The organism is Nostoc sp. ChiQUE02, from assembly GCF_034531305.2.
Classification (GTDB): Bacteria; Cyanobacteriota; Cyanobacteriia; order Cyanobacteriales; family Nostocaceae; genus Nostoc.
This window is the reverse complement of the sequence record NZ_JAVRBN020000035.1, coordinates 13,130-32,486: the sequence shown is the minus strand read 5'-3', so window position 1 is coordinate 32,486 and position 19,357 is coordinate 13,130. Positions and strand designations below refer to the sequence as shown.

At 44.5% G+C, this 19,357-nt stretch carries 17 protein-coding genes and 1 tRNA gene; 8 read left to right on the top strand and 10 right to left on the bottom strand.

Annotation, left to right across the window (positions count from 1 at the left end; genetic code table 11):
• Window positions 1–526: 526 nt before the first annotated feature.
• On the top strand, window positions 527–997 hold the full coding sequence (locus RM347_RS27090) for a CRR6 family NdhI maturation factor (protein WP_322719763.1): 471 nt from the start codon (window positions 527–529) through the stop codon (window positions 995–997).
• Window positions 998–1,113: 116 nt separating this feature from the next.
• Here the strand turns inward: RM347_RS27090 and RM347_RS27085 are convergent, their stop codons facing one another.
• Window positions 1,114–2,073 carry a glycosyltransferase family 9 protein gene (locus tag RM347_RS27085; protein WP_322719738.1) on the bottom strand — a complete coding sequence of 320 codons (960 nt, stop codon included), beginning with the start codon at window positions 2,071–2,073 and terminating at the stop codon, window positions 1,114–1,116.
• A gap of 69 nt (window positions 2,074–2,142) precedes the next feature.
• Here RM347_RS27085 and ispD point away from each other — a divergent pair, with 69 nt between their 5' ends.
• From ispD to RM347_RS27070, 3 genes are all read left to right on the top strand, one after another.
• Window positions 2,143–2,826 carry a 2-C-methyl-D-erythritol 4-phosphate cytidylyltransferase gene (gene ispD / locus RM347_RS27080; protein WP_322719739.1) on the top strand — a complete coding sequence of 228 codons (684 nt, stop codon included), beginning with the start codon at window positions 2,143–2,145 and terminating at the stop codon, window positions 2,824–2,826.
• A gap of 145 nt (window positions 2,827–2,971) precedes the next feature.
• On the top strand, window positions 2,972–3,520 hold the full coding sequence (scpB, locus tag RM347_RS27075; protein WP_322719740.1) for an SMC-Scp complex subunit ScpB: 549 nt from the start codon (window positions 2,972–2,974) through the stop codon (window positions 3,518–3,520).
• A gap of 188 nt (window positions 3,521–3,708) precedes the next feature.
• Window positions 3,709–4,056 (top strand): DUF760 domain-containing protein, encoded by a 348-nt coding sequence (locus RM347_RS27070; protein WP_094347414.1) that lies wholly within the window; start codon window positions 3,709–3,711, stop codon window positions 4,054–4,056.
• A 43-nt stretch (window positions 4,057–4,099) separates the two neighbouring features.
• Here the strand turns inward: RM347_RS27070 and RM347_RS27065 are convergent, their stop codons facing one another.
• Entirely contained in the window at window positions 4,100–5,308 is a 1,209-nt protein-coding gene (locus tag RM347_RS27065; protein WP_322719741.1) for an HhoA/HhoB/HtrA family serine endopeptidase, read from the bottom strand.
• Between the two features lie 237 nt (window positions 5,309–5,545).
• Between RM347_RS27065 and RM347_RS27060 the strand changes: the two genes are divergently transcribed.
• Complete coding sequence (locus RM347_RS27060; RefSeq protein ID WP_322719742.1) at window positions 5,546–6,439, top strand: LysM peptidoglycan-binding domain-containing M23 family metallopeptidase; 894 nt, start codon at window positions 5,546–5,548, stop codon at window positions 6,437–6,439.
• Between the two features lie 64 nt (window positions 6,440–6,503).
• Here RM347_RS27060 and RM347_RS27055 read toward each other — a convergent pair whose 3' ends face one another.
• On the bottom strand, window positions 6,504–7,538 hold the full coding sequence (locus RM347_RS27055) for an isochorismatase (protein ID WP_322719743.1): 1,035 nt from the start codon (window positions 7,536–7,538) through the stop codon (window positions 6,504–6,506).
• A 294-nt stretch (window positions 7,539–7,832) separates the two neighbouring features.
• Between RM347_RS27055 and ispG the strand changes: the two genes are divergently transcribed.
• Together ispG and ctpC are read left to right on the top strand one after the other, a co-directional pair.
• A complete protein-coding gene (gene ispG / locus RM347_RS27050) occupies window positions 7,833–9,059 on the top strand; it encodes a (E)-4-hydroxy-3-methylbut-2-enyl-diphosphate synthase (RefSeq protein WP_322719744.1) in 1,227 nt (408 codons plus the stop codon).
• A 244-nt stretch (window positions 9,060–9,303) separates the two neighbouring features.
• Window positions 9,304–10,587 (top strand): carboxyl-terminal processing protease CtpC, encoded by a 1,284-nt coding sequence (gene ctpC, locus RM347_RS27045; RefSeq protein ID WP_322719745.1) that lies wholly within the window; start codon window positions 9,304–9,306, stop codon window positions 10,585–10,587.
• Window positions 10,588–10,665: 78 nt separating this feature from the next.
• Here the strand turns inward: ctpC and RM347_RS27040 are convergent, their stop codons facing one another.
• The 3 genes from RM347_RS27040 to RM347_RS27030 all read right to left on the bottom strand — a co-directional run bounded on the left by RM347_RS27040 (window position 10,666) and on the right by RM347_RS27030 (window position 13,245).
• Window positions 10,666–10,851, bottom strand: a complete 186-nt coding sequence (locus RM347_RS27040) for a DDE transposase family protein (RefSeq protein ID WP_322719746.1) — start codon at window positions 10,849–10,851, stop codon at window positions 10,666–10,668.
• A 134-nt stretch (window positions 10,852–10,985) separates the two neighbouring features.
• Complete coding sequence (locus tag RM347_RS27035) at window positions 10,986–12,713, bottom strand: succinate dehydrogenase/fumarate reductase flavoprotein subunit (protein WP_322719747.1); 1,728 nt, start codon at window positions 12,711–12,713, stop codon at window positions 10,986–10,988.
• Between the two features lie 214 nt (window positions 12,714–12,927).
• Window positions 12,928–13,245: a hypothetical protein gene (locus RM347_RS27030; RefSeq protein WP_190732038.1), complete on the bottom strand. Its 318-nt coding sequence runs from the start codon at window positions 13,243–13,245 to the stop codon at window positions 12,928–12,930.
• A 747-nt stretch (window positions 13,246–13,992) separates the two neighbouring features.
• Here RM347_RS27030 and RM347_RS27025 point away from each other — a divergent pair.
• Entirely contained in the window at window positions 13,993–14,835 is an 843-nt protein-coding gene (locus RM347_RS27025; RefSeq protein ID WP_322719748.1) for a hypothetical protein, read from the top strand.
• 88 nt (window positions 14,836–14,923) lie between these two features.
• On the opposite strand, the gene RM347_RS27020 is transcribed toward RM347_RS27025, so the two are convergent.
• The 4 genes from RM347_RS27020 to pds all read right to left on the bottom strand — a co-directional run bounded on the left by RM347_RS27020 (window position 14,924) and on the right by pds (window position 18,979).
• Window positions 14,924–16,243, bottom strand: a complete 1,320-nt coding sequence (locus RM347_RS27020) for an ABC transporter substrate-binding protein (protein WP_322719749.1) — start codon at window positions 16,241–16,243, stop codon at window positions 14,924–14,926.
• A 191-nt stretch (window positions 16,244–16,434) separates the two neighbouring features.
• Window positions 16,435–16,526 (bottom strand) — tRNA-Ser (locus RM347_RS27015).
• Between the two features lie 97 nt (window positions 16,527–16,623).
• Complete coding sequence (gene crtB / locus RM347_RS27010; RefSeq protein WP_322719750.1) at window positions 16,624–17,556, bottom strand: 15-cis-phytoene synthase CrtB; 933 nt, start codon at window positions 17,554–17,556, stop codon at window positions 16,624–16,626.
• On the bottom strand, window positions 17,540–18,979 hold the full coding sequence (gene pds, locus RM347_RS27005) for a 15-cis-phytoene desaturase (RefSeq protein WP_322719751.1): 1,440 nt from the start codon (window positions 18,977–18,979) through the stop codon (window positions 17,540–17,542). The genes crtB and pds overlap by 17 nt, the downstream gene beginning before the upstream one ends.
• Between the last annotated feature and the right edge of the window lie 378 nt (window positions 18,980–19,357).

The window sequence follows — 19,357 nt, the reverse complement described above, 5'->3', positions numbered from 1 at the left end:
TGTTGACGGCTACTTTGTAAGACCTTAATCTAAAACAAACTCATTACAACTTTAACTTAAAATTGCTGTAAATGTCCACCTTGGGGCAAGCGTTGCCTTTCCCAAGTAGGCTAATTCTAATGACATACCATGTTAATGGTGTAACAATTTTCTATTTAAATATAAGTAATTATTGCATTTATAAAAATAATATTTAACTTTAGTAAAAATCGGTGAAGTGATTTGCGTAGGCGTAGCCGGCCACAAGCATCGCCAGCGGCTGATTATGAAGGCTAGCAAATAGATATAGCTTTTTTATAACCAGCGAAAATCAAGCAAAAGTATCAAATTAATTTGAGAAGGTCAGACTTGTGTATAGACCTTGTATAGCTTGACGAATTATCAGCAAAGAAGTATCAGTAAATACTAATTGATTCTTCAAGAAGACTTTGTGTGGCTAAAGGTCAATCTAGCGTCAATCCCTGAAAGCTGCTACTGTAGATTCTCGATCCTACAGTTGAGCATCAAGAAAGTGGCTGCTGAATCAATGACAATTGCGATCGCACTCAATAATGACTTCATTAACAATCTGGATCTGTCGCCTGCGTCAACGGTGATTGAACAACTGCTGCAAGATGGGGTCGCATCCCATGAACAGCAGCTACGCTTTGATATCAATTACGATCTCCAACCTGGCGATCCACGGGAACTTTCAGAAATTCCAGAGGTGCGTTTGTGGTTTGTGCGCCTAGATGCCAAATACCCTTGGTTACCATTTTTACTAGATTGGAAAGCTGGAGAGTTTGCTCGTTATGCGGCCATGCTTGTACCACACCAGTTCAGTTCCCAAGAAGGCATTCAGTATAATCCCGAAGCCTTAGAAATCTTTTTGATGCACAAAATCTTTATTTTAGGTGATTGGCTCAAACAGCAGAACATCCCCAGCTTCTCGCGGCTGAAGTCCATGGCCCAAATGCTGGGTTATGAATTAGATGATGCTTTTTTTGGGATATTTTAATACTGAATAACCGCAAAATCTAGCTGTCACGTCCAGGTTTTGCGGTCATTCAACAAACGCATAACTATATTGGATATCCAATAGACTGATTGCAGAAATTTGGACAAAGTGCTGGTTTAGCCACCCCAAATTTTCTCTAGAACTGCGTTTGGTGAAACATCCGCCGTTTTTCCCGTCAGGGATTCAATAGCCAGGAATTTATCGTTTTTCGGCAATAACTTCGCTGGAACGGTGGGCCCAAATATGGCAATGGTATAGGTTTGGACTGCAACACTCAGTTGTAGTGCCGGACTATCAGTAGCCAACATCAAATTTGCCCCGGCAATTATGGCAGTTAACTTGCCAATATCATCTGGAGCAGTCACCTTGATGCCTGGAGAAGACTCCAGAAGCGATCGCACAAACTGCTCATCATCAGATCCCTTAATAACTACCACAGGCAGATCCGGCTGCTTCTGTTGGAAGTCTTGAATAATTTGCTGCCAATTTCCGACAGGGTAGATTTTATCCAGTTCTTTAGACTGGGATAACTGGCTAGAACCGCTATGAATCAAGATATAGCCTGTTTCATTAACCCCTAAACGTTTTTGTTCCTTTTGTGCCCATTCAATATCTGGTTTTGGCACATTTACTGCTAACTCTGGGACAGGGCTATTTATGCCCAATGGTTGCAGCAAATCATGATATACTGCCGCCGCATACTGGGAAGGTTTGAATGGCACAGCATGGGTAAGAAAAACCGAACCTTTGCCTTGGTAGCCAATGCGTATGGTAATTCCCGTCAACCAGACCAAAAGACCCACCAACCAATTTTGCTTAACAGCAATGGCAATATCGTATTCGCGATCGCGAATTGTGCCCACCAAGTTACCCCAATCTGCCAGACTATTACGGTCTTGAAAATCAAAGGTCAGTACCTCGTGAACTGACTTGCTCACTCGGTAGGCAGCCTTTGACCGGGGTTCAACAACGACATCTATCTGAGCGTTAGGGTAATTGCGCTTCAGATCATCTAGAGTCGGAAAGAAGAGAATTTGGTCGCCAATTCCGCCAGGTACAAGGGCTACTACTCGCATAATATTTATTGACGCTTACTCGCTCCCTATTTTAGGGGAAAATATATAGCTTAAAGATTGAGGAATTCTGTGTATTTACTAATTCCAGCTGCGGGAATCGGAAAAAGAATGGGGAGTAACCGCAATAAACTCCTGCTGCTCGTGCGATCGCAACCAATTATTGCTTGGACTTTATTAGCCGCAGAAGCTGCCAGTACAATCAGTTGGATCGGGATTATTTCTCAACCTGGTGACTGGTCTGACTTAAAGGCAATTATCGCCGATCTGAAGCTGACTAAACCAGTGGAATTAATTCAAGGTGGCTCCACCCGCCAAGAATCTGTTTACAATGGCTTGCAGGCGCTACCAGTAGCCGCAAAACAAGTGTTGATTCATGATGGAGCCAGATGTCTGGCCACACCAGATTTATTTAACTCTTGTGCCGAGGCCATTCACCACTGTCCCGGTTTAATTGCTGGTGTGCCCGTCAAAGACACGATCAAAGTTGTCGATGAACAAGGCATAATTCAAGAAACACCCGATAGACAACAACTATGGGCGGCACAAACTCCCCAAGGATTTAATGTCAAGTTGTTGAAACAATGCCATGCTGAAGGTGTCCGTCAAGGTTGGGAAGTAACTGACGACGCCGCTTTATTTGAAAAGTGCGGCATCGAAGTCCGAATTGTCGAGGGAGAGGAGACAAATTTAAAAGTGACTACTCCACAAGATTTAGCGATCGCAGAATTTATTCTCACAAGTAGAGGCTTTTGAGGAAAATGATTTTCCAATGCCCTATGCCCTATTTGAGAGTTTTAAACAATATTTTGACAATTTAGGATATAATGCCACACACTTGTTGATTGTTAGTTGTCATGTACTAATGACCAATGACTAATGACCAATGACTAATAACTAAATGATTACAGCCACAGCGACGAAGATAGAAGCAATTCTCTATTTAAAGGGTAAACCCTTGTCGCTCGGCGAAATCGCCGAGTATGCCGCGTGCGATCGCGCCGCTGTCAAAGAAGGCATAATTGAACTAATGGACAACTATGCCCACCGAGATAGCGCTCTAGAAGTAATAGAAACCCCAGATGGTTACAGTTTGCAACTCCGGTCTGATTTTCATGACTTAGTGCAAACTATGATACCTGTAGAATTGGGTGTAGGTGCATTGCGGACTTTGGCCGCGATCGCCCTTAATAGTCCCATACTCCAGAGCGACTTGATTAACCTGCGCGGTTCAGGGGTATATCAGCACGTTCCAGAACTCGTCGAACTTGGTTTCATCCGGAAGCGCCGAGACAGCGATTCTCGCTCCTACTCACTCCAAGTAACGCCGAAATTTCATCAGTATTTTCAAATAGAACAACTCCCGCAAATACTTTCCACCAGCCAGAAGGAAGAACAACTAGAACTAGAACTAGAACTAGAACTAAAGGGAGTAGGGAGTGGGGACTAAGGAGTGGGGAGGAAGCCGGGGAGCAGGGGGCAACGGAGAAAATAAAAATTACCTCTTTCCCCTCTGCTCCCTGCTCCCTGCCCCTATGCCTCTCACTCCCCTCCTCTTGACTTATACCCGTGGTGAATGCGCTACCCTTGTACTATGGTTTAGAGTAGAGTTAGCAATTAAGCTAAATAAAACTGCCAATGGTGTTTAATCCTGACTTTTTGAATGACAACTCTGAGGAACACCCTAATCAACTTCTTTCCGACCACTCTGAGGAATACCCTAATCAGTTACTCAAATATCTACAGCATCAGTCTCCTGATGTTTTAGCTAGGGTTGCTCAGTCCGCTAGCCCCGAAATTAAACAAATTATCTCCCAAAATGTCCAAGGGCTAGTGGGGATGCTCCCGGCAGAAAACTTTAATGTGCAAATCACAACAGATCGAGAGAACTTAGCTGGGCTTCTGGCATCAGCCATGATGACGGGGTATTTTCTGCGCCAGATGGAACAAAGAATGCAGTTAGAGCATTTGTCTAATGGTCAATAGTCAATAGTCAGTAGTCAAACATTCTGGGACTATTGACTATTGATTATTTTCTTTCAGGATAAGCTCCTGATTGTACTTTGAAGGTTTGAATTTTACCGCTGCGGTTGACTTCAATCGCTAAAACGTCCCCAACTTTACTGGACTCTACCAGCTTCTGAACTTGGGCTGAGGTTTTGACTGGTTTACCGTTAACTTTTTGAATCACATCTCCAGGAAGCAATCCTCCACGCTTGGCTGGGGAATCGTCTGTGACTCCTTTAATTACAATCCCAGCTTCCTGTTGAATGTTCAGTTGATTTTCTTGATTAATCTGCTGTTTTTTGATGGGAGAAAGGTCTGCCATTTCAATACCCAAGAAGGGATGTTCCACACGCCCTTTGGTAAAAAGTTCATTGGCGATGCGGGCGGCAGTTTCAATGGGGATGGCGAAACCGAGTCCTTGAGCATCAGCGCGGATAGCAGTATTAACACCAATCACTTCGCCTTGGGCGTTTAACAAAGGCCCACCAGAGTTTCCAGGGTTAATTGCAGCATCAGTTTGGATAAAGCTGACTCGCTTATCAGGAACACCAACTTGAGTACTGGTACGATCCGTAGCACTAATAATACCGATAGTAACAGTATTATCTAAACCCAGAGGATTGCCAATAGCGATCGCCCATTGTCCTGGCACCAAGTTTTGCGAATTGCCCAGTTTCACTGTCGGCAAATCATTAGCTTTTATTTTCACCACTGCCACATCTGTTACAGAATCAACTCCTACCACCTTCCCCTCTAGACTCCGACCATCCTTGAGGGTGACTTGTACTGTATCTGTGTCTGCTACCACATGAGCATTGGTGAGTAATTCTCCATTTTCGCTTAAAATAAATCCCGATCCTGTACCACGCTCAATGCGTTCTTGAGGAATTGGTTCCTCATCCTCTCCAAAGAATCGCCGCAAGAGGGGATTTTTCAATGCGTCAGAGATGGGATTGGCTACTTTGCGAGTGGCATTAATTCGCACCACAGCCGGGCCAACTTTTTGCACTGCCGTCGCAATAAAATTCACATTATCGCCCCCAGTAGAACCAATGGCTCCATTCGGAGAATTCGGAACTACGGATTCTGGAGGCAAAGCCATTGTTACATTTTTTAACTGTTGGAACGAGCGATTTTGTGGCAGGAGATAGCGACTGCCAAACAAACCTGCACTACCGCCGATCACCAGTAAAAACACATAAACCGCCAGTTGCTTTAAAGATAACTTCATAATCGTTTTGCTCAAGGACAGCAATGCAGTTGCTAATTTCTAAGTGTAGTCAAGCTAACGGCAAGTGGACAGATCAATTTACGAGGAATTGGGGATTGGGCACAAGAGGCAGAGGGGCAGGGAGCAGGGAGAACTTGCAGCAAGTCTTTCTCCTTGTCCCCTTGTCCTCTTCCCCAGTCCCCACTCCCTACTGTTCCCATCTAAAATCTAAAGTTAATGCGCTCTTGACATGTATACATGATTTTACCTTTTCGTCAACTGTTTCTCTGTAGCTTAGTTAGCGCCTTGAGCCTAGTATCCATACTGCCAAACTTGAACAGCGCCAACGCTGCTGTGGGTGGTTGTCCAACTCCAGCCCTATCTCGCTTCCAACGCCATAAAGTTGTTCGTGGTGAAACTTTGGAGAGCATAGCGCAGCGCTACAATCTCATTCCTACAACTATTATTGGCATGAATCCAGCTTTGCAGAACGGTGCAATCGCTGCCGTTGGTAGTGTACTTCAAATTCCTCCCTACAATGGGATTGTAGTCGAAGTGCCTCGTGGCCAAACTTGGCGACAAGTGGCGGCACAATACAAAGTTCGTGCTGATAGCCTTTTTGAGGTGAATGGCTGTCAACAAAACCCTAGAGTTGTGTTTGTTCCGGGGGTAAATTGGTCGCCCAATGGTGTTGTAACTAAGTCTCCTTTACCTACTGATACAGGTACGCAAAACCGTGCATCCCTGTCTGGATATCCGTTGGCACAAGAGACAACTGTGGCATTAGCTTACGGCTGGCAAATTAATCCTGCTACAGGTGAAGTTTTCTTCCACAGCGGTGTTGACTTATTAGCAGCAGTGGGCACAGATGTGCTAGCGATCGCCCCTGGAACCGTAGCCTTTGCCAATGACCAAGGTTCCTATGGCAAGTTGGTCATTATTAACCACAATGGCGGACTCCAAAGCCGCTACGCCCAGCTTGACAGTATTAAAGTTACTGTTGGTCAGCAAGTAAAAAAAGGAGACTTACTAGGAACGGTAGGCACTAGTGGAAAACCAACTTCTACTCAACCGCATCTCCATTTTGAAGTGCGTTCTACCTCATCTCTGGGTTGGGTCGCGCAAGATCCCAAGGGTTATTTAAAGAAATGAAATTCATTTTGAAACGCAAAGGAAATCTCTGTTTTCCTCAGTGGAAGTTTTGTGTTCCTCTGCGTTAAAAAAATGCTACAGATTCGCTAGATTTTATGATGTGCATTCCTGCCTCTGCAAACCTTTTAAAGGCTGCATCTGCCTGTTCTGTGTAGTCCACAACACCGGGGACAACAACGGGGGAAGTGCAATCTTCTAGTAGATAGATTTTTTTCGCAAGGCTAGCATCTACCTGTTTAATTTCTGTTAATAAATCATCAATTGTCCAGGCAACGCAGTGACTTTTCGCTTGACCACCAATAATTACTGCATCAAATTCTAAAAGTTGCTTAATCAGGCGTATATTCTTTTGAGCAAGTGGACGTTGTTCAAAATCTTCTAACACCTCTGGACGTAAGATGGAATAGTTTTCTGTTAACGGATTCTCACCTTTGATTTCAAATTGTGTCTGGCTCTGACGTGCAATGCTGTGGAAAAATATCGCTTCTTCTACAGATGAAACTAAAGCATGACCAATACCGCCCAACATAGAATGATAAGGCCAAACAGTAAGGGGATATTTACCATCTTGACTGAGCTGCTTAACATAATGGTAAGCGTGTTTTTCTAATAATTCATAATCCCCATGAGTAATACTGTTAGCAACTGCTGGGTTTACTTTCCAAATACCTTGTTGAATGTCTGCCGGGGTAATACTAGTTGCTGCTGGGGTGGGATGTTCTCCTGCGGCGTTTACCCAAAAGATCGGATGGAAAATTTGCGTTGCTGTGTGGGTGTCTAAGGTGGGTACAATTTTTGTAATTACTCCCAAGTTGCGATAAATAAATTCACACAATCTGACGTTATCATCCACCGCTGCATTACCAGATTTTCCACCTACAAATAATTCAAATTCTGGGATACAGAAGGTGTTTTGGACATCAATTAATAGTAGACAAATACGGGTTTCATCTAAAGATACTGGTTTGATATCGTGTTGTTTTGCCCAGGCTTCAGCTTCTGCGGCACGTTCTTGGTAAAGTACACGCCAGACTTCGCCGACTTTTTCTGAGTTTAAGTGCACAGGAATTGGTAGTTGGGTTGTCCTTTGGGTATTCATAAATTAATCTTCTCCATTTTCTAGATTGTTTTAACATAGCCAACCATCCATCAAGCCAATTATCATCAAACCAACCATAAGGTAAAACATTAGCAACCGTATTTGTACTGATTCTCTTCACCCAAGTATGAGCAGTTTTGAGCGATCGTATTTATAACTCAGTAAGAGAGCGATCGCCACTCAATTAGATATTTGTAGAGAATCGTCCAAAAAAGCCACTAGCTGTGGCAATCTGAGAAACAGAGATTTATCAAATCTGATATTTTAGCTACAGCAAATTTACCTAATCAGGTTATGCAAACTCTGCCCACAGTCAACACTTCAAGCATCACATCAACTCAACCTGCCTTTGATACAACCATCAAGCGGCGTAAAACCCGTCCTGTAAAGGTGGGAAATGTCACTATTGGGGGTGGCTACCCCGTTGTGGTGCAGTCAATGATTAACGAAGACACTCTTGATATTGATGGTTCCGTGGCTGCTATTCGTCGTTTGCACGAAATTGGCTGCGAAATTGTCCGCGTCACAGTGCCGAGTATGGCTCATGCTAAAGCTTTAGGGGAAATTAAACAAAAATTAATTAAAACTTACCAAGACGTGCCAGTAGTGGCTGATGTCCATCACAATGGGCTGAAAATCGCCGTGGAAGTTGCCAAGCACATAGAGAAAGTGCGGATTAATCCGGGCTTGTATGTGTTTGAAAAACCAAACATCAATCGAACTGAATATACTAAAACCGAATTTGACGAAATTGGCGATAAAATCCGCGAAACCTTAGAACCTCTGGTAGTTTCTTTGCGCGATCAAGGTAAATCGATGCGAATTGGGGTAAATCACGGTTCTCTCGCAGAGAGGATGCTATTTACTTACGGTGACACCCCCGAAGGAATGGTGGAATCTGCTATAGAATTCATCCGCATCTGCGAATCTTTGGATTTCCGCAACTTGGTAATTTCCATGAAAGCATCACGAGTACCAGTGATGGTAGCCGCCTATCGCCTCATCGCCAAGCGCATGGATGACCTGGGTATGGATTACCCGTTACATTTAGGTGTCACGGAAGCCGGTGATGGTGAATACGGGCGAATTAAATCCACGGCTGGTATTGCTACCTTACTTGCTGATGGCATTGGTGATACAATCCGCGTCTCACTTACAGAAGCACCAGAAAAAGAAATTCCCGTCTGCTACAGCATTCTCCAAGCTTTGGGATTGCGGAAAACGATGGTGGAATACGTCGCTTGTCCTTCCTGTGGACGCACTTTGTTTAACCTAGAGGAAGTGCTGCACAAAGTCCGGGAAGCCACTAAACACCTAACTGGGTTAGACATAGCAGTTATGGGTTGCATTGTTAACGGTCCCGGAGAAATGGCAGATGCCGACTATGGTTATGTTGGCAAAACACCTGGTTATATTTCTTTGTATCGTGGCCGAGAAGAAATTAAAAAAGTCCCAGAAGATAAAGGTGTAGAGGAATTAATTAACCTCATTAAGGCAGATGAACGCTGGGTAGAACCTTAAGGGAAGTAAGGGAGTAGGGAGCAAGGGAGAAGAGTTTTCCTCTTCGCCCCCCGCACTCCGCCCTGATGCCTCTTTTCAATGCCCTATGCCCCACTTTCAAAAACTTTGTATCTTTTAACCACCAAGGTCGCCGGATTGTCAAGTATTTTGTTTAAATTAAGAATACATCTCGGTCTGTACAGTGGTAGCCTGTGTTAGATTGAGCATACTGACTATAAATTTTCCCTCTGACGCAGCTGTCATTATGGTGATTACAAAAAGTAGGCTTGTTTTGGGTGCTACGGCAGTGACACTCTCCACGATCGCTGTTACTAGCCTTGGCATTCACTCGCGAGGTCAGGCTTTATTTAAAGCAAGTCCCAAAGAATTGGTAGATGAAGTTTGGCAAATTGTTCAGCGCCAGTATGTAGACGGTACTTTTAATCAGGTAGATTGGCAGGCTGTTCGTAAGGAGTACTTGAGCAAGTCCTACAGTAATCCGCAGGAAGCGTATAAGTCCATTCGGGAAATGCTGAAAAAGCTAGAAGATCCGTATACCCGATTTATGGATCCAGAAGAATTCAAAAATATGCAAGTGGATACCTCTGGAGAACTCACAGGGATTGGGATCACAATTAGTCAAGATGAAAAAACCAAGCAATTGGTCGTAATTGCGCCAATCGAAGATACACCAGCCTTTAAAGCTGGTGTTTTGGCGAAAGATGTCATCCTCAAAATCGACGGCAAAGATACTAAGGGAATGGATACCAATCAGGCAGTATCCTTGATTAGGGGTGAAGCAGGAACGCAAGTCAGTCTGACCATTCAGCGCGACGGTCAGACAAAACAGTTTGATATCAAACGGGCGCGAATTGAAATCCATCCAGTTAAGTTTTCCCAAAAGAAAACTCCAGCAGGGAATCTTGGTTACATTCGTTTGAACCAGTTCAGCGCCAATGCTGGTAAAGAAATGCAAACTGCCATCAAAGATTTAGAAAGCAAAAAGGTAGCTGGATATATCCTTGATCTGCGTGGTAATCCAGGCGGCTTACTCTTCTCCAGTGTGGATATTGCTCGGATGTGGATAGATAAAGGTAAGATTGTCTCCACCGTTGAACGCCAAGGAGAGGCAGAAAAGGAAGAGGCAAACGGACGAGCCTTGACCACTAAACCATTGGTGGTGCTGGTAGATAAAGGTTCAGCCAGTGCCAGTGAAATCCTCTCAGGGGCTTTGCAGGATAATAAGCGTGCTACTTTGGTCGGTACTCAAACCTTTGGTAAGGGACTAGTGCAATCGGTACGTCCCCTGGAAGATGGTTCAGGATTGGCGGTGACAATTGCTCATTACTACACCCCTAATGGTACAGACATCAATCACAAAGGCATTTCGCCAGATGTGAAGGTGGATTTGACCAAACAGCAGATGGAGAATTTGTGGCTCCGTGAACGCGACAAACTCGCTACTCTCGCAGATCCTCAATTCGCTAAAGCGGTGGAAGTGATAGGTAAAAAAATTGCTGCTAAGGGTACACCTACAGCAGAAAAATGAAGAAGCAGGAATAAAGTTAGGAGTGAATAGTGAGGAGTTGGGAATAAAAACCTTCAGTGTCAACTTCTAACTCCTAACTTAAACTGGTTGGCACTTGCCAGCCCTAATAAGTCCGACACGCCGAGCGATCGCTTCTTCTTGCGAACTAAAAGGCCCCCACTGTTCTATAATTTCTAGATTATCGTCGCCAACTTGGTCGCTGGGGATAATTTCACAGTTTCCAGCAGAACGCTTGACAATATACCAAGTTTGTGAACCGCTCATATTTTAAATAAAAATCTTGTTTTTATAGTCAGAATTTTACTGCATAGAGAAAATATCTTCGCACTTACTGCTATTAATCGAGGTGGACAAAATTTTTGTCATCACCTCGATTTCTCAGATAAATTTATCTTTGGCTAATACTTCCGCTCTTTTGGTTCAAACATAGTAATTGCCACCGGTCGATATTGAATATCAATTCCTGCTGGTGAATAGTAAGCCATTGTGTGTTTGAGAAAATTTCTATCATCTCGCTCGGAATAATCTTCGCGGAAATGAGCGCCACGACTTTCTTGACGATTTAGGGCTGATGCTAAAATGGTCTGCCCTACTACCATCAAACTTCTCAATTCTAAAGCTTCTACGAGTTCTGTATTCCAGCAACTACCTTTGTCATCTAAATAAATTTGAGGGTATTTTTGTTGTATTTCTTGTAGTTTCTGCAAACCTTCAGTCATTAATTCCTCAGTGCGGAAAACACCGCAGTACTCAGTCATACAATCTTGGAAAGCTTGACGGACTTGGTTAATGCGGTACTCTCCTGGTTGTTCTAGCAAAGCTTGAATTTGTTGCTGGGCTTCTGTTACATATCGTTGCTCATCTACAGAGGGTAACTTACGTTTTTGCACAAATTTAGCGATCGCAGCCCCAGTCCGCTTACCATAAACCACGCATTCCAGCAGGGAATTACTCCCCAAGCGATTAGCACCATGTACGGAAACACAAGAGGTTTCACCAGCAGCAAAGAAAGCATCAACTAAACCATCACCACTACTACGGACTTGACCATCGGTGTTAACTGGGATACCACCCATACAATAGTGAATTGTCGGTCGGACTGGCATCGGTTGAGTTACGGCGTCAACACCTACTAGGCGATGGGCTTCTTCCCAACAGAAGGGAACGCGACTCATAATTTTTTCTTTGCCCAGATGGCGCAGATCCAGATAGACAAAGGGACCTCCAGCACTTCCATCAAGATGAATACCACGTCCGGCGCGAATTTCGTAAGCGATCGCGCGTGAGGTAATATCACGAGGAGCGAGTTCCATGCGACTAGGTGCATAGTTCGCCATAAAGCGATCGCCTTCGGAGTTGATGAGATACGCTCCTTCTCCTCGTACCGCTTCTGAAATCAGCACCCCTACCGGATATAAACCAGTGGGATGAAATTGGACAAATTCCATATCTTCTAGGGGCAAACCTGCGATCGCAGTCATTGCCAAACCATCACCAGAAGAAGCGTAATCATTAGAGGTGGTATTATAAACGCGACCATAGCCTCCTGTGGCAAACATCACCGCCTTAGCCCGCACAACCTCTATATGCCCATTCAAAAGATTGAACATTACCACACCCTTCGCCTCATTTTCTTCTAAAATGAGACGCATCACGTACCACTCTTCATAAACTTGCACCCCATAACGCCGCAAATTGTTAACCAATTCGTGCAAAATCGCGTGACCAGTCTTGTCAGCAGCATAGCAAGTGCGGTTGTGGGAATGTCCGCCAAAAGCCCGTTGGGCAATGCGCCCATCGGGTAAGCGAGAAAACAAAACGCCCATGTGTTCCAAGTCAATCACCACATCTGGTGCTTCCTGGGCAAGAATTGCCACAGCATCTTGGTCTGCCAAGTAATCAGAACCCTTGACAGTATCAAAAGCATGTGCTTCCCAACTATCTTCGGAATCAACATTTTTCAGCGATGCAGCCATACCACCTTGAGCCGCAACCGAGTGGGAACGAATTGGGTGGGTTTTGGCAACCACAGCAATATTTAAATTGGGGTCAGTGCGGGCAATTTCCACAGCAGCGCGACATCCTGCTAATCCACCCCCGACAATAATCACATCGTGTTCCAACATAATTAGCCCCCTGATTGCAAACTACTGCTGTTCTATTGTAGAGACGTGATTAATCAGGCAGTGGGTTGCAACAGTAGCGTCTCTACAAAAAAATTCCCTGCCTATAGACAGGGATGTTATTACAAATTTTGAAATTAGGAGTGAAAAGTTAAAAATGAAGAGTTATGGGACAGATGGAGTGACTCATAACTCTGAACTCATAACTTCTAACTCTCTAGCTAGTTGCTTGTACAGGTTGTTGTTGAGACACATTACCTGGCATGGGTTCCATTTTGGTTCCCGGTCCTACAGGAGTGACTTCAATATGATTTAACAAGGTAGTGACAAACGCAAACAACAAGAAAGGTAGCGATAGCAGAACGACAAGACCCGCCGTTGCTAAAGCGTACACAGGTCGCTTGGCACCCATCAGCGCCAAAGCTGATGCCAAACTTAGGGTAATTGTAATCAACCAAACAATTATTTGACCGTAGATATCACCGAAAGTCAGGGTACAGACAAACCGATACTTTTGAATATTATTTCCGCTCATCACATTTGCCTCAAGTCTCTCCTAATAGGTTCTACCTTAGAACCATGTTTGCCTTGTAGACAATTTCTAAATATTTTTGCAAGCTTTGTAATATCACTTCACAATTAACTTTTATTTTTACAAAGTACAATTCCTAGTACAAATGGCGTAAATAGACCAACAGATGCTACGAGAAGCCCTTTTCCTATAGTCATCACTGTGGGCATTGGGCATGAGGAAGAGTGACCAATGCCCAAAAAATTCATACCCTGGTAGGAGGAGTTTTTTTCTCGTATTTATTATTAAGCCGATAGAGTCATTATTCTGTCGTTCCAATTAATATAATCGCCCTCCAGACCCCTCATCTCAACTAGCTCCAGAACCTGTGAGATAAAGCCAAATGCTTTTAACTTCTCAACGAGAGTTACACTAGAAACGCCAATGTGTTGAACAGTTAGCACCAAGACCAAGAAAGTTTGGTGTTGATGTAGACTAAGTTTTTTAGTAAAAGTTTTTGCAATCCCGATCGCCTCTTCAACAAATAGACTATTTAGTTGAAGCCAAGAGCCTATTTGTCATCTGTCAAATTCCAGATATTTAGGATATGGTATTTAATTTTTTGCTCCTAAATATTAGGTAGATAGATCCAGCAAAGTCAAATTGGAAAAACCGATTTTTTGGTGTTAAATTTTGAGTATTGCCCGAATTTGTTGACTTAAATCAACAAAAACCTTTATTTTTCGTGGCAACTTTGTTTTAGGAGTGAATGTGAATACTATTTTTCTTCGTAAAGGTGTGTTTTGGTTGCCAAGTATAGCTGCTCTTGCAGTCCTGAGTAGTGGCTTATCTGTTAGTGCTCAGACAGTCGACAAGGTGAGCAGTCAGGCATTAACCGACCCTTCCGTAACCGTAGCGTCTCCCAACGAGTTTAGTACAGAAGTAGACACTGCAAGCCAAAATCTCTCTACAGAAACAACTGAAACGTTTACAGTAACAAGTTTGACTAAGGCACAGCAGTTCCCCGACACTGCGATCCAGGAAAACGCCAGTGTAACACTTACACCCATTCCAGGCACAGTGGCAACCTCATCTGCGACGCTCACTTCTGAGTTTGTACAATCGGCTTCTCAAACTACTACTCAACTATCTGCCCCCAAAGTGGCGCAATCGGATATTGATTTAGGTAGAACTACCCGTGGCGGCAGCAGCTATGTTGGCGTCGCTGCTAACATTGGTTTGAGTGGTGGTGAAACGTCTTTAGGCGACGGTAACTTTGCGGTAGTCAGCAAAATCGGACTGACAAATTCTATATCAGTGCGACCCTCAGCCGTATTTGGGGACAACACCACAGTTCTACTTCCTATCACTTACGATTTTACCTTCCAGTCAGCAGATGCTTTTAGCGAACCGTTGCCCATTGCACCTTACGTGGGAGTGGGTGCAGCTTACAAAACTGGTGATGATTCGCAATTTGCCTTTTTGGTGTCCGGTGGCATTGATGTGCCTCTAACTCCTCAATTTACGGCAACAGCTGCTATAAATGCCGGATTTTTCGATCAAACTGACGTGGGCTTATTGTTAGGAGTTGGTTACAACTTCAGTGGGTTTTAAAAGTTAGGAGTAGAGACGCGATTAATCGCGTCTCTACAGGAGTTAAGAGTTATTAAGATTAAATTCATAACTCATAACTCCTAACTTTCTATTTAGGGGTAACTTTGTCAATCACCTTGATTTGTCCATCATCTCCTACCGTCCAGACATCGTAAACACCGACCACATCACCATTAGCATCAACATCTACGTTGCCGCTGGCTCCTTGGTAGTTGATATCTTGACCCTCTTTCAGCAACTTCAGTCCCTCGCAGACATCGGTAACTTCAGTTCCAGGCCCATTAGCAACTTCACGGATTTTGCTGGCTACGCCAACGCCTGTATTTTCCTTGGCTGCTTGTGCTGACAACGTCAATAAGGCAGCCGCATCCCAAGCTTGAGGAGCATATTCCCCTGGTGCACCACCCTTTTTATCCTTCCACAGCTTGTTGAAAGCTTTTAGCGCTTTACCATCGGAACCAGGTACTGTACCGATCGCTCCAGTTAAAATAAATTTATCACCATCTTTGCCAACTTGTTCTGGGAAAGTAGGTGATTTCACCCCATCTGTAAGCAGAATCTGCACTCCCTTCGTCACACCTTGCTGATAGGCGGCTTTCAGGAACAGACTACCAGTTTCAGCGTACAGTACGGCCAGGACTGCATCTGGTTTACCAGCAAAAGCCGCCGCCGCTTCTGTATCAAATGTCTGGGCTTTCGGGTCGTAGCGGACAGGTTTATCTTTATTAACGATGGTCCCACCCAATTTTTCAAAAGTTTGCACAAATGCTTTTTCAAAGCCAACCCCATAGTCGTTATTAATCACAACTGTAGAAACTCGCTTGAAACCTTTTTTTCTGGCAAGTTGGGCTAAAGCTAGTGCTTGGTAGGTATCGGGGGGAGCAGTACGCGCCCAAAAGCCTTTAAAGTCGCCTTTTTGAGCCTTTTCAGTAAAGACAGGACTGGTACTACCAGGGGAAACCAGCATGACTTTATTCGGCGTGGCAATTGAGACTGCTGCACTAGAAACGCTACTGGCAAAGGAGCCAACTACACCTGCCACTTTATCTAAAGTTGCTAGTTTAGTCATACCTGCTGCACCCGCTCTGGGATCGGTTTGGTCGTCTACTTGCACCAAGGTAACTGGTTCGCCATTCACCCCACCGCAGGCATTGACCGTATCGACGAGTAAAGGCACAGAACCTAGCATCTGCTGTCCCACAGAAGCCAAGTCGCCTGTTGTCGGTAGCAGGGAACCAATTTTTAGTCCTTTAGCACTGCTTGTAATAGTTGAGTTTGCCGCTGGGGTAGCGGTACTTCCGTTGTTAGCTGTGCCATTGGAGGTACTAGTATCACCACAAGCCCCAGCAAGGAACCCAATTCCTAAGGTAGCTATACTTAAGGTTAAGGCGGCGCTAATTTTTCTCATAGGTAATTTTTACTCCTCAGATATTTAGGAGTCTAAAATTAAGATTCAAACTAAATTTGTAAGTTAGCTGGATCTTATCAAGACTCCAAAGGATAAATCATATCATCCATCTTTGGGAGTAGAAATATTTACCACTACATTAGTATTATTGTTTTACACAGAATATACTCCGTGTATTAAAGTCCGAAAAACGGAGAGGGAGGGATTCGAACCCTCGGTACGGAGTTGCCTGCCGTACAACAGATTAGCAATCTGCCGCTTTCGACCACTCAGCCACCTCTCCTGACTCACGAATAATAATGTTAGCAGATGTGTTGGTGAGAGTCAATAGTCATTTGTCATTGGTCATCAGTAATGACAAAGAACAAATGACTAGTTGCTCAAAGGACTTGCGATCGCATCCAAGCTAAGGGCAAAGTGCGTAACTTTTTCCACTGGGGAACGTAAGCCCGCTGACTGAACACATCGTAATCGTTGCGTTCAATCACCTCCAAAATCTGTCCATATAACATTGATGCTGCCCACACGGGCCAACGGGCATCGGATGCTAAACGAGTAATTCCCCGATCGGACGTGGCATAGAATTGGCGGGCCCGGTCAATTTGAAAGCGCATGAGTGCCCGCCAACGCTCATCTACCACACCTTTGAAGAAGTCTTGCTCGGTGTAGTTAAATTTTGCCAAGTCCTCAAGGGGAATGTAGATCCGTCCCCGTTTGGCATCTTCTCCCACATCCCGCAGGATGTTGGTGAGTTGATTGGCAATTCCCAGAGCGATCGCTTCTTCTGTGGGAACATAAGGTTGTTTGTTCTGATGCCACGGAGCTGTGTATAGGGTGCTATCCACACCCATAACTGCTGTTGACATTAAGCCAACAGTGCCAGCAACGCGGTAACAGTAGAGGTATAAGTCCTCAAAGGTTTCATAACGACTGCGATATAAGTCCATGCGCTGACCGGCAATCATATCCCGAAAGGGCTGAATGTCCATCGGAAAGCGCTGGAGGGTATCAGCTAAAGCGACATCGTAATTTTCTAATGGGCGTCCCGCAAAAATTGATTCCAGCTGCTGTTCCCATAGGTCTAGGGTTTCTGGCGTGGTAATAGCAGATGCGGGCCCATCCACCAATTCATCTGTACGGCGACACCAAGCGTAAATTGACCAAATAGATTGACGTTTTACCGGACTCATGAGCAAAGTACCCAGGTAAAAAGTCTTGGCATACTTTGCTGTGAGATGCCGACAAAGTTTGTATGACTCGTCTACAGAGACCAGCGTTTTCATGCGCGCGGGGGATTCAGGCAGTTGCAGCATTCGTTGCGGGCGGTCGGGTGAGCGTTTGCAGGTTTGAGGAATTTGCTACCGGGAGAGCCTCAGAAATCGCCTGCGCTGTCAGCTTACCAGAAAGTACGGCACCTTCCATACTGCCTAAGTAGCGTTGCATGGTATAACTTCCTGCGAGATAGAAGTTGGCAATGGGCGTAACTTGTGCGGGACGGTACTGTTGACGACCAGGGGTCGCTTTGTAAACTGAACGGGGCGTTTTCACCACATGAGATTTCAGCAATGTTGCTGGATTGTCTCCCCCAAAGTGGTCGGGGAAGAGTTTTTCTAACTCGGCAATCGTTGCAGCCACAATCTCCTCATCGGATTTGGCAATCCAATCTTTTGCAGGAGCTAGAACTAATTCCAACATCGAGCGATTGGGGTTGGCGTATTCACGGCAGGTATTGCTCATATCAGCATAAACGCTTAGGAGGGGCGATCGCGAAAAAAGTAGGTGATCGATTTCTGTAAGTTTCCGGTCAAACCACAGATGCAGGTTAATCACTGGTACTCCTTCCAAACCTTCTAGCTTCTGGAAAAACTCCATCAGCTTCCAAGGTTTAGGCAACATCGCCTTCAAAGGATCGACTGACATGGCAGATACATACACATCAGCCGTCAAAACTTCATCTTCTGCCCCATTTAAGCCTCGAATCAAGTATCCTTTTACCGTGCCATCGGCGTTGAGCAAAATTTCTTTCAAGGGGGCATTCAACCGCACTTCTCCACCGCGTTCTGTGATGTAATCTACGATCGGGCTGCATAGACGTTCTGTGGGAGAACCATCCAAAAATGCAATTTTGGAGCCATATCGTTCTTGCAGAAAACGATTCAGTGCAGTTAAGAGAATCGTTGCCGAAACTTCATCAGGATTGATAAAGGTGAGCGCTTTACATGCGGCGATAAAAACATCACTCGTTACTCGCTCATCAACACCTTGCCTTTTCAACCACTCTAAGAAGCTGTACTTGTCCATGTCTTCAACATACTTCTGACCCCGAACTACTGCGGGAAGTAGACCAACTGCAAATCGAATCTTCTGCTCCCAAGTCAACATGTCTTTGTTGCGAAGAATCGATGCAATGACGTTGAAAGGCGATGGAATATCTGGAACGTCAAAACGTGAGAGTGTCCCAGGCTTGTCTGGTTGATTGAAAATCAGCGTATGCTCTTTCCATTGGAGTCTATCTTCAATGCCCAACTCCTTGAGCAATTGGAGCATATTAGGATATGCCCCAAAGAAGGCGTGTAACCCGGTTTCGTACCAGTCGCCGTCAGAGTCTTTCCACGCCGCAACCAGACCACCCAGTACGTCCCGGCTTTCCAAGACAATGGGAGTGTGACCTGCGTCCGTGAGATATTTCGCGCAGGAAAGTCCTGCTAGACCAGCACCCGCGATCGCTACTCGCATTTAACCCTAATGCCCTTCAATATTTCTTAATGGTTTTGTCGTTCTCATTATACGTTGCAAACCGTTACATTTGGCAGTCATTGTGCGATCGCTTCCCTCAAAAACTTTTGCCAAAAGGAATTTTACCTACGCGCGCCTAGCCAAGCAAATTGCCAATACCATTGTTGGCAATAGGTTTGGGCAAGCATTTCATCTAGATTTACGCACAAGAAATTTAGGGAAACAAAAGTAATTCCTATGACTGAAAATAACTAATCCTAAATGTTGTCTTAAAGTAGTTGCTTTCTTTGCTAATCCGTGTATTTACCCTGACTAAATATTTAGGGCAATGCTTAAAGACTGCTAGTTGATTTACTATATATTTTTCTACAGTGAATA

What these genes read in the sequence shown, in the direction of transcription:
- RM347_RS27085 (WP_322719738.1), bottom strand. Translation starts at nt 2,073, where the DNA reads ATGCGAGTAGTAGCCCTTGTACCTGGCGGAATTGGCGACCAAATTCTC.
- RM347_RS27020 (WP_322719749.1), bottom strand. Translation starts at nt 16,243, where the DNA reads ATGAGAAAAATTAGCGCCGCCTTAACCTTAAGTATAGCTACCTTAGGA.
- pds (WP_322719751.1), bottom strand. Translation starts at nt 18,979, where the DNA reads ATGCGAGTAGCGATCGCGGGTGCTGGTCTAGCAGGACTTTCCTGCGCG.
- RM347_RS27090 (WP_322719763.1), top strand. Translation starts at nt 527, where the DNA reads ATGACAATTGCGATCGCACTCAATAATGACTTCATTAACAATCTGGAT.
- RM347_RS27040 (WP_322719746.1), bottom strand. Translation starts at nt 10,851, where the DNA reads ATGAGCGGTTCACAAACTTGGTATATTGTCAAGCGTTCTGCTGGAAAC.
- RM347_RS27060 (WP_322719742.1), top strand. Translation starts at nt 5,546, where the DNA reads ATGATTTTACCTTTTCGTCAACTGTTTCTCTGTAGCTTAGTTAGCGCC.
- RM347_RS27070 (WP_094347414.1), top strand. Translation starts at nt 3,709, where the DNA reads ATGGTGTTTAATCCTGACTTTTTGAATGACAACTCTGAGGAACACCCT.
- RM347_RS27030 (WP_190732038.1), bottom strand. Translation starts at nt 13,245, where the DNA reads ATGAGCGGAAATAATATTCAAAAGTATCGGTTTGTCTGTACCCTGACT.
- RM347_RS27055 (WP_322719743.1), bottom strand. Translation starts at nt 7,538, where the DNA reads ATGAATACCCAAAGGACAACCCAACTACCAATTCCTGTGCACTTAAAC.
- scpB (WP_322719740.1), top strand. Translation starts at nt 2,972, where the DNA reads ATGATTACAGCCACAGCGACGAAGATAGAAGCAATTCTCTATTTAAAG.
- crtB (WP_322719750.1), bottom strand. Translation starts at nt 17,556, where the DNA reads ATGCTGCAACTGCCTGAATCCCCCGCGCGCATGAAAACGCTGGTCTCT.
- RM347_RS27065 (WP_322719741.1), bottom strand. Translation starts at nt 5,308, where the DNA reads ATGAAGTTATCTTTAAAGCAACTGGCGGTTTATGTGTTTTTACTGGTG.
- ctpC (WP_322719745.1), top strand. Translation starts at nt 9,304, where the DNA reads ATGGTGATTACAAAAAGTAGGCTTGTTTTGGGTGCTACGGCAGTGACA.
- RM347_RS27035 (WP_322719747.1), bottom strand. Translation starts at nt 12,713, where the DNA reads ATGTTGGAACACGATGTGATTATTGTCGGGGGTGGATTAGCAGGATGT.
- ispG (WP_322719744.1), top strand. Translation starts at nt 7,833, where the DNA reads ATGCAAACTCTGCCCACAGTCAACACTTCAAGCATCACATCAACTCAA.